Source organism: Dyadobacter sp. 3J3 (assembly GCF_009801115.1).
Lineage (GTDB): Bacteria > Bacteroidota > Bacteroidia > Cytophagales > Spirosomataceae > Dyadobacter.
Genome location: NZ_VTOL01000016.1, coordinates 75,365 through 88,826 on the forward strand (window position 1 = coordinate 75,365; position 13,462 = coordinate 88,826).

Genomic DNA, 13,462 nt, shown 5'->3' on the forward strand with positions numbered 1-13,462 from the left:
TAATTTTAAACAGTCCGGATCATTTTATTTCTTCTTCACCAAATCCCCTTCTCTCATGATTTTAAGAATTTCCGTATGATATGAAAATACTTTTTTTATATCGTCTTCATCCCAAACTACATTGTCCAGAGCAATTATGCTTGTTTTAGTTTTAGGAAAATAGAAGTCCATGGAAATAAATCCTGGCGAAAAACCGGTTTGTCCGAGTTGCAGGATACCATCTTTTGTGTCATGCGTAATGCCGTACCCATATTCAACTTTACCAAAAATGGGATGATTTCTCACGGCTTCCGGTTTTTTAGAAATCATTAAACGATACGTTTCCAAAGACAATAGTTTCCCCCCATGAAGACAATTATTCCATAATAATAAATCATGCGCTGTTGAAATAAAAGAGCCCGCTGCAACATAGTTTTGAAATGTCGTAGTTTCAACCGCAAGTTTTCCATTGTTTTGTTCGGTGTAACCTTTTACCAAATTCTTATATAGCTTCACATCCGGATGAAATGTGTTGAACATTTTACATTTCCTGAAAAGTTCGGCTGACAATGACGCGAAAGACTTTCCCGAAGTCTTTTCAACAATTTTCGCAAGCAGATCATAGCCAATCTGAGAATAAGAATATTTCGTCCCCGGCTTGAAATCAAGCGGCCTGTCCAGAGCAGAGATTCCATTCATGTGTGTCAAAAGCTGATCAATGGTAACAGAATCTGCCCATGACTGGGTTATTTCTGGCAGATAATTACGGATTGGTACGTCCAGTTTAACACGGCCCTTTTCAAATTCCCGCAATAACAAAACAGCTGTAAATTGTTTGCTGATCGAACCAACCACGAATTGATCATCAAATTTCAGAGGCTTCTTTTTTGCAATATCAGAAAACCCAGCCACCTTCGCATACTTGGTAAAACCATTTTGATAAATTAAGATAATTCCATTAAATGGTTTTTGGGTTGAAGATGTAATTAAAGAATCTATTCTCTCAATCGTATTGACTTTTACACTATTAGCGGCTTTTTTGACCGCAATATTTTTTCTTACTGATTCCGTTCCGAATTCCTGTTTAGCCCACTTCGCTGATGGTTCAAGCCATTCTGGTAAAGCTTTAAAAAGAAAACCATGTTTCAGTCCCGTATTCAATTCAATTTCTTGAAAACGGCCAACAATATTCGTCGACTTCAATTTCATATTCACACACGACTGCCCAATAATATCACTTTTTTCATATATTGATAAAATATTGCCACTGAAACTAATATCCGGGATTTTGACAATATCTTCCTCACCGCAGCTACCAATAAAAACATAATTTAAATCCTTATTCTTTTGAATACTGGAAACAAACTGGGCGATATATCCGCCTTTTGACGTACCAATAACAGTTATCTTTGATGGTTTTATGCCTTTCGCCACAAGGCTATCAATTTGTGATGCTACTTTCTGAGCATATGTTTTTGCATTGGTATTTGCAGCACGTTTCTCTCTGATAACAACAAAATTTTCCTTTGTGTAATAGTCAAGAATTTCGTCGAACTGTGCTATTCCATAATCAGGGTGTTTTGCAGTCAGATCATTTTCTTCAATAAATTTATTGTGAAGAAAAAACACATAACGTTGAGCAAAAACGAAATTTGAACTGAGGAGAAGGCAAAAAACAAGAATTAATTTTTTCAGGTTTGAAGTAATTTTCATAGCTAATGCTGAATTTTTAAGTAGCCATAAAGTTAGTATCAGATACTATAACTTTCCTAAAAAACCTTCCGATTATAGTGCTTTATCCAAATAAATCCCGATTCAATGCTTCATTTCTGATCGCCTTGTAAGTATAATATTGAGTACCAGAACAATCTGGCCTAATACTAAAAGTACAAATGCAATAAGTGCGACCAGGGTTAAAGTTTGTATATCCTCAGTGGGTTTAAATATCAATATCAAAAGAGGGATTACCGTCAATACGAAATGAGCATAACCCAACGGATTACGCAACGGCCATGCAAACCATGCATAAGCAAAATAGATGACAAAACAGGCAATACAAATCAAGGATAGAAATTGTGCGAAGAATTTTTGAGAAAACACATAGTATGTATCGTATAAGTGAATTGAAATATCAGATTTGAAAAACAAAAAATTGGCCAGTGAAATAAAAAAGGCCGAGGCAGCAAAAAGGGTCTGCGGCCTAATGATTTTTTTTTCTTTCATTTCAGCATAACTTTAAAAATTTGATATCAATTTCTGCAAGCAAATTAAAACCAAAATCCAACCTGAAAAGCAATCCTCGGTTTTTCTTCCTGTTTTTCTTTTGGAATAAACGCACCGATAGATAACGTAAGGATATCCACTGGTGCAACCCAGATTCCGCCTCCGTAATTGTAATGCCAGTTCTTATTAGGATCGTTATCGAGCCACACACGGCCATAATCAAAACTGCCAAAAATTCCATAAGTCAATGGTAATGTTGGATTTACGCTATTGCCCAATCGAATCCTCAAATCATTGGAATGCCAGACACTGCTTTTGCCGTAAAACCGCTGTGTGCGATAGCCGCGCAATCCCTGATTCCCTCCGATGGTAGGCATTTGGAAAAACTCGTAGCCTTTGCCAAAGTTCAATCCGGTTCCTAGCTGTGAAGCAAAAATGATATTTTCCTTGGTATCCAGGCTAAAATAAAACGCGATCTGTGCTTTCAGTCCCGAAAAACTCTTATCCTCTTTCAGGTTTTTGGTATAATTAAATCCCGCGTTAAAACGTAATCCGGAGTGCGGAGAGAAGATATTGTCAACACTGCTAAAATTAAATAAAAGCTGTCCACCACTGTAATATTTTGTTTTGAAAACATCATCACTAAGCTGATTGGCGTCACTGGTAATAAATCTGCCAGCGGTAGACTGCACATCCGAAACTTCAAAAACGGGCCCCAGAGTCACAAAACCGCTATTTCCTGCAAAATGTTTTTTGATAGCAGGATATACATGAAAAGCACTTTGACGCACCCGGTAAAAGTTAGGATTATCAACCGGGCGTTCCGATGTGTTGCCTAAACCTGCATAATTGAACGCATATGCCGGACCATGATAATAGGTGTCCAGATAAAAATCAAAACTCTTAAATGCATTGAGATAATCTCCTGTATAATAGAGCTTAACTGCTTTGGTCGCAAAAGAATAACTTCCTCCAAAACGCTGTTGAGATGCATACGGCTCTTTTTTGAAACCATATTTGATCATGTTAAAATTAGCACCAACTAAAATTCCGTCATCCGGATTGTACCCAACAATCGGAAGCGGAACGGTGATATCATAGTCACTTTCTGCACTACGGCGGTCATAAACGTTGTAACGATAAAGACCAGTCCGTTTGTCTTTTGTTTCCGGCCCACCATTGATCTTGTTTTTTCCTAAGTCATCATACACGATCGTTTTCTTACCACCTCCATGCACAACGGAGCTATCCGTGAAAATATCTTTTCCAGTTCCGCCAATCAATCTTACCTTGATCCCTTTGTTGACATCACCGGTAACGATAAATTCATCGTCGTCCCCATTACCATACACGTTGATTGTTTTGGTGATTTTATTATCAAAAACACGTCTATAATTCTGTTGTTTGATCTCTCCTTTTTTATTTATTTCAGAAACCGTTACCCGCGTATGCTGTTCATCTATGCGCTCTACTTCGAACCTTTCCTTTTCCTCCGTTCCGATTACGTTCACCGATTCACTTACAAATTCGTAATGTTTCCGGGCTAGTTCAAGTAAATTATCACGTCTTGTTTTGATACTTTTAATTACCAATGGTGCTGCCATTTCCCTGGCTTTATCCGGCCAATCGGTAAAAGAATTTTCAATAACCTCATCCGTCATGTTCTTCTGAACATAATGCACCTGCTCTTCCCAATCTTCCCAACTCAATTCATTCAGGAAAGTACGGTCAAATAAACGCGCGCTCCATGTTGTCCATTTCATACTGGGAACTTCTGGGCCGTAAACCTGCAACTGACGTAAAAAAGGCATAGTAAGTCGTGCTGCATTCGTAAAAAGTCCGTCGTATTTTGATAGTGCCTGATCTCGGTCGCGTGGAATCGGGCGATACAGATTTGTTCCATCCGGCTGTTTTATATCCGCCCAGGTCCACTGATCATCATGACGGTCCCAGTCGCCAATGATTATATCAAGAAAACGGGTTTTCAGTGCCCATTTTTCATCTACCTTATATTTATTACTTTCCAGAATATTTTCAAGCAAATCGGGCGTACTGATAATCTTATCCGCATTGCCAAAAAACGGGGAATCTTTCCATTTTTTACCATCCGGACGTTCTTCCACCAAGCTCAAACTTCCACCAAAAACCTGATTAAAATCTCCCAGTGCAGGTTGCGATGGAACATAGTAAATTTTCGGATTCGTATGATATACCTGAATTGCATCGGCAAGTTTTGGTATGGCCAACGGAGCAAACGGCAGCGTAGAAAGGAAATTTTCCTGAGCTAGAAACTGTGCGGCAAGCATTTTATTGAAGGGATAAGGCAAAAAGCGACTGACATCCTTTGTCATATCTCTCAGCACATATTCTTTCCCGTCACTTCCCCGCACCCGGAGTGAATTTGTCTGATTTCCCCCACCCTGTTTTTCGGGAATTATGCCACCTTTATATTTGGAAAAGTCAAGCACCGGGAAAGGATATTTGTTTAAATAAAGATTCCGGTGGTGTGCTCCAAAAAGAAAATTGTGAAAACCTTTTACCGGTTTTATTTCATTTTTTAATACAAATCGGCTGGTACTATCCTGATGCTCTTCATATTCTTTATAGGCAATCGTTGCCTCTTCTTTTACTACCGGTAATTTACCTTTAATCTTTTTTTGATAAACCATTTTAGCACTTTTGCCTTGCTCATCCACCTCCCAATATTGCACCCATGTTTCTCCGCCTTCATAAAATGACAGCGTGCTGTAACCCAAAGCAGTTGAAGCAAATTGCGAACCTTTGCCCAAACCAATCGGACTGGTTTTAGATCCACTTCCACTTACAATAAATTTCTGACCCTCGTTTTCGATGAATTGCAATGCGTGTTCATGACCACTGGCAAAGATAAAATTTCCATTTTTCCTCGCCGCCGACAAAATTCCGTCACGCATATCCTTGTAAACTTTGTTATGTGTATCCTGGCGTGAACCAATTGTACCTCTGAAAAGTGCACTCAAACTTCCGATACCAGGCAAAGGAATATACAAATTCGGATTCAGTTCCGTGAGCGGAAAAATGTGTTGTTTGATTGTGAATTTTCCACCATGCGGACCATACGTAAACGGCGGATGATGCATGGCGATCACTACATTTTTATTGCGGTATTTACGAATTACATTTTCAAAAATGAATTTGAAAGTTGCCCTGTTTTTAATTTCGCAGCCATCATTTATTTTTGTATCCTTGTCCCAGTCACTGAGCCACCATTGGGAATCCACAACGATAACGACCACATTATCATTAAGTTCTATCACCTCCGGGCCAGAACAACCATCCTGTGGAAGAAAATAATGCTCATAATCATCCTTATCTGTTTTTCCTTTTCTAGTGTTGAGATAGGATTCAATAAAATTTTCCTGACGTTTCAGCCCTTTTCTGCCCCATCCACGCCAGTCATGGTTTCCCGGAATAAAAAACGGTCTTCCCTTAAAATCATCAAGCGTTTCCAATTGAGACGTAATCCGATATTCTGCCACTTTTCTTTTGGCTGAATCATCCGAAGGCGGCATACCATATTCATAAATATTATCTCCCAAAAACAAAGCAGAGCTGTTTTTAGTCTCTTTGGCAAGTTTATCTTTTAAATAGAGAAGTACGGGTGCTTTACTTTCCGGCTTGTCATTTCCTGCATCCCCCACCAGGTACATGGTATGCTTCAAAACAAGATCAGGTGAGGGCACACTTTGCTGCCAGCTTTCAGCTTCTTTAGAATATTGCAGTTTCTTGTAACTGGAACATGAAGAAATGATGACCAGCGCGACAATTATGAATATTGAAGTGAATTTCATATCAAGATAAGATCAAATCAATTATTTACTTAACTTTTTAAATTTCAGTATATTGCCTTCCGCAAAATCATCTCCTTCATTGGAAATATAAAGGTTGCCATCTTTATCAAAAGCTATTCCTTCGGGCTGGGTAAACATATTGCCATTTAGCGACAGAGCTTGCTGAACCTTCCAGTTTTTGTCTGTGATTACCAATAATTTATTTACAGCTGAGATGATATACCAGTCTTTTGAAAACGGATTTTGAGCCATTCCGGAGGGCCGGAAACCTCTTTCTACTTTTCCTGTCAACGCTTTTATTTCTTTTACACTGATCTGGAAAGTGCGGGGAACAGAAGCACTGTCGGCCATGTAAAAGACATATCCTGTAATACTTTTTTTGGAATCATCCTGAATGCAGTTTTTACAAAGAACATACAAACTATCGGTTTCCTCATTTCCATAAATACTTTCATATTCACCTTTTGGCAAAACTTTTTTCCATTCGTGCGTACTGTCAACTTCCTCATAAGCAGAGTCTAAAAACGGAAATGTATAAAGTGTACCATTACTTTTAAGCACCACAACCTGGTCATTGACAATGGCCAGGTCTTCATAATCTCCTTTTTTTCCAAACTTGGCGTGATATTGTTTTTTAATGCCCCAGGCCAGACGAAAAACTTTACCTTCCTCATCCTGAATGGCATAGATTGTATCAGGATTTCCTTTTTGGAAAGCGATTCCGGAAATTTCAAAGAGGCTTTCCGGCATGAAAAACTTCTCAGGACTTTCAAGATTGTAATCTTTTAACGTTTGCTCGTTTTCATGCGAATTTGAACAACCTATAAAACAAGCCGTTAAGAAAATAGCCGAAGCCATTATTTTGTAAAAGTTACAAATCATATTAATTTAATTTCTAAACGCGTTAATGCGACAATTGAAATTTCATTTCTGTTTAAAATCAAAATGAAATTTATTTACCAAAAAACATGGAGGCAATCACAAAGGAAACCACCGATGCCACAATCCCAAACATGAAAACGTTGTAGCCTACGCGTAACAATCTGTATTTCCTACCTAAAACGACACCTTGTGAGTAGACATCTTTTGTCAAACTGCCATACAAAAAGTCTCTATCGTTCATCATGGCTTGCATTCCGGCTGCATACTCGGAGTAGGCCATTCTGTAAAAATTACCGAAGAAAAGCAGATTTACTTTTTTGTCTGTTATGTCCTGTTCTGTAAACGTTCCGTGCGGAATAGTCGGGCGTGTGGCCAGAATTGAAAACACCATCGTAATCACGCAAATCGTAAGCAATAAAATTGTAGGGAATATCAAATACGCGTTATCTTCCAGTTTCCTAAGTAAAATACTCAATAAAACGGAAATGATGATTGAAGTGGTTGTGATCATAATATGTGCCTTATTATCAGCCATATCACTCAACCTCTGATGATTATTAGAGCTGATCCGGAACATGGTTTCGATTCCCTTATCCGGCCTGTCGGACTTCGCTTTTTTATCCTTATCCTCTTCCGTTTCTGGTGCCTGTTTTATATCGTCCACATATTTCAGAAGATTAATCGGCGGTTCAGGTTCTTTCACTTTTTCGGTTTCCTTATCTTTTAATTTCTGAATATTTCTCTTTTTAACATCGTCCAGCAAATTTCGGCAATAATCAGTCTGATAAGTATGCGCTTCCAGAAATTCGATGGTATGTTTCCGCCAAACCTTTTTATCTATTTTTTTGCCAAGCGATATTTCCTTTTCCTTCCGCATGAGCTTGTTTTTTTCAAAAAACTCATCCGTCCCCAAATGGTATAAATCAGCATCACAAACAATTTGCTGAAGAAATACCAACGGTTGCTGAGGAATGGTTGTTGCCAGAATACAGCCCTGTACCGCCAGAATTATCTCCTCTTTTACTTCCAGTTCTTCAAGATAAACTTTTGCAAGTTCGGCTCCCCGCTGTTCATGTCCTTCCGCACCACCAGTGCAATATCCGATATCGTGAAACCAAGCAGCGGCTACCACGACAAAATTATCCTTATCATGCAGCTCGTAATGTTGGGAAATATCTATTGCGTGCCCAACCACTTCTTCGGTATGCGTCAGATTATGATAAATTAATTGTTCAGTCTGCTGCGTTTTGAAAAAGTGTTTAACATGATGCTGAACATGTTCCAGGGCCTTATCGTAATTCATATAGTAATTTTAATTTTTCTGACAAAGTAAAGATTCAAATGTCTCAGCTCCATTCCTCATCCACATTCACGCCGATACGCAGAGCCTTCAAACCTGTAACGCCCTGCAATTCTTCCAATTCCAGATATTCAAGATCATTTTTCAACGTATTTTTTTCCTGAAGATATTTAATATAGTTAACATATTCCTCAGCCGATTTGCTGTTGAAATATACCAGCGCAATTTTTCCGGGCTGCGTTAAGCGTTCACCAGTTTCCTTCACGTGCACTTTATCAATCCTTTTTTTAATCACGTGATAACGGATATTATAAGATCCTTCCACATCAAAACGCCGTTCGTCGTCCCTGAAACTGATGTCAATACTATTGGAATTTATAAAAATGAGCTGTGTTGTCTGCAGCGGATTTTTCATCTGCGGCATCAGCTCGTGTGTAATTTTCGCTATCGCTGCCATGGAAGTCAGTTGCCACAAACGAATATTATTTAGATACAGGACATTAAAGTTCTTCTCCGGCGCAATTTCCTGACCGATATAAATGTCATACTCCACACCGTCCGTTCTGAATTTTTCAAAATAACAGGGATAAGATTGTTGTATCTCATTTTTGAAAAGTTCAAGATAAAGATTGACAGCTGAGTTTATGGTCTGCATGGAAGCTTCCAGCGCATTTCTATTTGCATAGGCAATGCCGGTTTCCTTGTCTACAACCTTATAGTAAGCATCAATACTTTCTGCCAGCTTTTCCTCACTCTGCCTGAAATGTTGTAAAAACGGATAAACCTCATATTCAAAGAAATCCAGAACCTTTACCTCGTCATTTTCAGTCGACTGGTCGGAAATCCGATCCATCCACTTTTTGCATTTGTAGATAATTTCGTCTGCCAGCCCAAGTCCCACATTCTCTTTAATGGTTTTTAGTACCATTATCAAAGCGCCGAATTGAACCTGTAAATCGGTATGCAAAGCGGCATTTCTCTCAACGGTAGAATTTCTGATATCTACGGCTCCGTACAGTGGATAAACATTTTTGAAATGAATACTTTCTATCGGAGTTTTAGGAAGCTGAACGACGTTGTCGCGCAGATAATGCCAGGCAACTTCTTTAAATTTCCATTGAACGGCGGGTTGCAGCGAGGTGAATTTCTCCTTGATCACATTTTCAATTCGCGAATCGAACTCATTGATATTGTTCTGCAAAAGCTGTCCAATCAGCGGAAGAGCCGGTTCCAGCCTGGAAAGTGAATGCTCACTAAGCAAATCTTTTTGTTTACTGTAAACTTCCAGCACACCTACAAGCCTTGCCCCATTATAAACCGGAAGCAAGGCGTAAGACTGAACTCCGTTGCTTTTCAAAACCTTCAAAAAATCACCATGATCTTTTCCGTCATTCAAATCTTTATAAAAACAAACTGACGGATTTTCGAAAAACTTGTCCGCCAGATTCAGGAAATCATTTTCTTCCAATCCCTGTTCAAGAGAAGTTTGCACCAGAATACTATGCGTACACAAATCATCGCTAAAAACCAGTTTTTCATTGACACGAAGCTCGGGCAGCAAACCAAATTTCACCTCGTGCGTGCCGATGAGCAGGTTGAGTGAAGCAATAATTTTTTCGTAATACGACTGCGCCGTTTCAGCAACAGGATTCAGGATTATATTTTTAATATTTTCAACTGCCTGATCTGCCGTTACGTCTGTCAGCGTAATAACAGAAAACCCTTCAAATTTGAACATGGAAAGCGGCAATATCCCGGCCAGTATATTCCAGTCAAAATCCCGTTGCGCTTGTTTTTGAATAATTTCAATGCCAAGTTCAGGTAACGGCTGCTTTGCTGTGACTTCGATGAAATCCTTACCAAGATGCAGTTTGTAATATTTAGACAAGCAGGTTTTATCATCCCGGATCGAGAGGATCATCTCGTTGTTATGATAGGAAGGAATGCCGTAAAACTGTTCCAGAATAAAACCATAAATCATCTGCACTTTTTGCTTTTTTTCAATGCTGATGTCAATATCACGAAGCAAATCACATTTTGCCACTCCGGTCTCTTTATCCGCCAAAAGGTCGTGAAATGCAGAAGTTTCGTAAAAAATAGTTGGTTTTAATGGCACACTTAATGCCCACAAAGTCTGCTTTTCATCCGCAATTACGGGCACGAGCATATTGTAAACAAGACTTAGCTGCTCCTGAAACTCACCAATCTCGGATAATTCAATATCACCTGCAAATTTCGGATTTTCGGTAAAGCGGTCGAGCACAAATTCAAAAAATCTCCTTTTTACGGTTGTCTCTCCTGCAATTCTTTCTTTTATATAAGTTATGAATTTTTTAAAGGAGAGCGATACATCGATCTGCTCGATTTCTGGAGGAATATTTTGCGCTATATCTAATATGGTTTCCTTCATTAGTTAATCTTTTCAGTGGATTCAGTTTCGTTTTTCAACATGTTTACACATGAAGGAAGACGAACGACGCGGCCAATTACTTTCTAGTTTTCTTGATTTATTTATTACAGAAAAACGCCAGATATCAAAAGAAATAATTCTCATCAACATCAGCGTCTTATCTATACTAAATTGAAACAACAATCCGGACTATTGAATTCCTTATTGGCTTTTATTTTGCCGGGAAGGTTTTATGATCATCCGCAGCGACTGGTCTTTTGTCAAATACGCTATCGTCCAGTTATAAAAAGTCCTGAATCGGTTTCGGTATGTAATCAATGACAAAAGGTGAATAAACAACCAGATAAGCCAGGCAAGAAATCCATTTAAATGTAATTTCGGTACTGGCAAATCCACCACAGCTTTGTTTTTACCGATAATTGCCATAGAACCTTTATCAAGATATTTAAATGGTTCCGGAGATTTCCCCTCGGCGATCAGCTTGAAATTTTTTGCAAGTTTTTTGCCCTGCTGAATAGCAACCTGAGCCACCTGTGGATGTCCGCCGGTAAAGTTCGGATCAGTAATTTGAATGCAGGTATCTCCTATCGCATAAATATTTTCGGTACTCTGGACTTTGTTAAACTGATCCACCATCATTCGCCGGCCTCGGCCGTAGCTTTCGGTTGGAATACCGTCAAAAACTTTGGCAGTCACACCCGCCGCCCAAATCAGGTTTTTCGTTTCAATCGGCTCGCTGTTATCAAACACAACGATGTCATTTACGTAATCCTTAACATGCGTATCCAGTTTTATTTTCACCCCCAGTCGGCGGAGATCGTCGTAAGTATTTTTCTGGGATTTTACACTCATCGGTGATAACAATGCATCTCCACCGTCCACCAGATAAATTTCGCTGCCTTTTCCTGCGAGCTCCGGATATTCTTTACGAAGGATTCCGTTCCTCATTTCAGCAAACATCCCCGAGACTTCCACGCCCGTTGGGCCGCCGCCTGCAATCACAATAGTAAGCAGCTTTTTGGTTTCCTCCGGATCCGTACAGATGGATGCCATTTCCATCTGCTGTAATAATTTATTTCGCATTTCGATGGCATCGTCAAGCGTTTTCATCGGAATGGCGTTCTTCTTCACGTTTTCCATCCCGAAATAATTCGTTTCGGCACCGGTAGCAAATACAAGATAATCGTAGGTAAGATCGCCGTTGTCCAGCACAATCTTATTTTCGGCAGGTACTACTTTTTGCAGCTCACCAAGCCTGAAATGGACATTATCTTTACCAGAAAACAATTTCCTGAAAGGATAGCTGATGCTTGAAGGCTCCAAAAAAGCTGTTGCTACCTGATATATTAGTGGAGGAAAAAAATTGTAGTTATTTTTATCTACGAGTATTACTTCAAACTCGTCATGATTACCAAGGGAAAGTGCAAAATTTACTCCTGCAAAACCACCGCCTATGATCACTACTTTCATTATCAATTCTATTTTAATTAAAAAATAATCCGACTGAATACTTTATTTGGTGCTTGTTTCTCAATTATCATTCCAAAGAAATTTTCATACAGATACTTAGCCAAAATCCTATTTTCACTTTGTTTAGTCAATACATTTCGGCGACAGACGAAGATAATAAAAGAAAGGAGTATTCCAGAAAGTTTTCAGTTAATCCAATACATACACTGTGAAAAACAGTTTACGAAAAAGGATCAAAATCATACTTTCTTAAATACTCCGGTAATAAAATAAAATCGTGCTTATTTCACCCTATAAAATATGGGAGAACAAACCTATTTTTCCTTGATTCTTACATTTTCCGGTGTGAATAACATAGCAGTACAAAAACAGTTTTTGCAATCCTTGCTTTTCAAAGTCTGATAATTCACACAACTTTTACAACCTTCCCAGAACTTCTTTTCTTTGGTAATCTCGTTGTAAGTAACTGTTTCAAAACCCAGTTTTGTATTCATTTTCATAACTGCAAGCCCGGTTGTAATACTGAAAACCTTTGCATTGGGAAAACGTTGTCGGGATAGATCAAAGATCTTCTCCTTAATCGCTTTGGCGATTCCGCATTTACGGAAATCAGGTGAGACAATAAGACCAGAATTTGAAACGAATTCTCTATTTTGCCAAACCTCGATATATGAAAATCCAACCCACTCATTTTTTGATGTAAGTGCGATAACCGCTTTTCCTTCTTTCATCTTTTTAATAATGGCAGCAGGCGACCTTTTTGAAATCCCGCAACCACGCGTACGTGCAGATGCTTCCATTTCATCGGTTATTATTTTCGCAAAAACGGCATCATCGCAAGTTGCCATTCGGACGGCAATATCGCTAAAAAGTTCAGTTTCGGGTATTTCAGGGACTTTTACCGGTATCGGAAGATGTTCCAGTTCTTTGAGATAAATGGCATAAAAATCATCCGGAATAAAGAACTTCAAACGCTTTTTCTCAATATCATTTTGTTGAAGAAATGCAGAAAACGAATAAATAAAGCTTTTTTCAACGGCACTTCTTATGATCATGTCGCCTTGACTATATAAGTGTTTGGCTACGGAGAAACATTTTCGTGACAAGTTTAAATTGTAATCCAAAACGGCTTCTTTGGAAAAATCCAGAAGGCGCTGAACCGCTTTGTAAATATCAGTGGAAAGAGAACTTCTTTTATATAAACTGGCCAATTGCGGAAACTCGGATTCAATCAGTTTTGTGCCTTCGTACTGGGATATCATGATTAAGCTGTCAGTATTTTTTGGTTTAAAAAATAGATTAAACCAAACTTATACCAAAAATTGAAACGCAAATTAAGTTACTAGTAATCAGCATTTCACAACTTTA

8 protein-coding genes are annotated in these 13,462 nt (G+C 38.7%); all 8 read right to left on the minus strand.

Annotation, left to right across the window (positions count from 1 at the left end; translation table 11 throughout):
- Positions 1–24: 24 nt before the first annotated feature.
- Positions 25–1,692, minus strand: coding sequence for a serine hydrolase (locus tag FZF08_RS26710; RefSeq protein ID WP_159476179.1), 1,668 nt, complete (start codon positions 1,690–1,692; stop codon positions 25–27).
- A 102-nt stretch (positions 1,693–1,794) separates the two neighbouring features.
- Positions 1,795–2,202: a hypothetical protein gene (locus FZF08_RS26715; RefSeq protein ID WP_159476182.1), complete on the minus strand. Its 408-nt coding sequence runs from the start codon at positions 2,200–2,202 to the stop codon at positions 1,795–1,797.
- Between the two features lie 44 nt (positions 2,203–2,246).
- Entirely contained in the window at positions 2,247–6,032 is a 3,786-nt protein-coding gene (locus tag FZF08_RS26720; RefSeq protein ID WP_159476185.1) for a metallophosphoesterase, read from the minus strand.
- Positions 6,033–6,053: 21 nt separating this feature from the next.
- The gene (locus tag FZF08_RS26725) at positions 6,054–6,914 is read right to left on the minus strand and encodes an SdiA-regulated domain-containing protein (protein ID WP_229216712.1); all 861 of its coding nucleotides are present in this window, start codon (positions 6,912–6,914) and stop codon (positions 6,054–6,056) included.
- Positions 6,915–6,984: 70 nt separating this feature from the next.
- A complete protein-coding gene (locus tag FZF08_RS26730) occupies positions 6,985–8,217 on the minus strand; it encodes a Pycsar system effector family protein (RefSeq protein WP_159476188.1) in 1,233 nt (410 codons plus the stop codon).
- Between the two features lie 43 nt (positions 8,218–8,260).
- Positions 8,261–10,624, minus strand: a complete 2,364-nt coding sequence (locus tag FZF08_RS26735) for a GAF domain-containing protein (protein ID WP_159476191.1) — start codon at positions 10,622–10,624, stop codon at positions 8,261–8,263.
- 201 nt (positions 10,625–10,825) lie between these two features.
- Positions 10,826–12,094, minus strand: coding sequence for an NAD(P)/FAD-dependent oxidoreductase (locus FZF08_RS26740; protein WP_159476193.1), 1,269 nt, complete (start codon positions 12,092–12,094; stop codon positions 10,826–10,828).
- Between the two features lie 314 nt (positions 12,095–12,408).
- Positions 12,409–13,356 (minus strand): hypothetical protein, encoded by a 948-nt coding sequence (locus tag FZF08_RS31625; RefSeq protein ID WP_200837173.1) that lies wholly within the window; start codon positions 13,354–13,356, stop codon positions 12,409–12,411.
- Between the last annotated feature and the right edge of the window lie 106 nt (positions 13,357–13,462).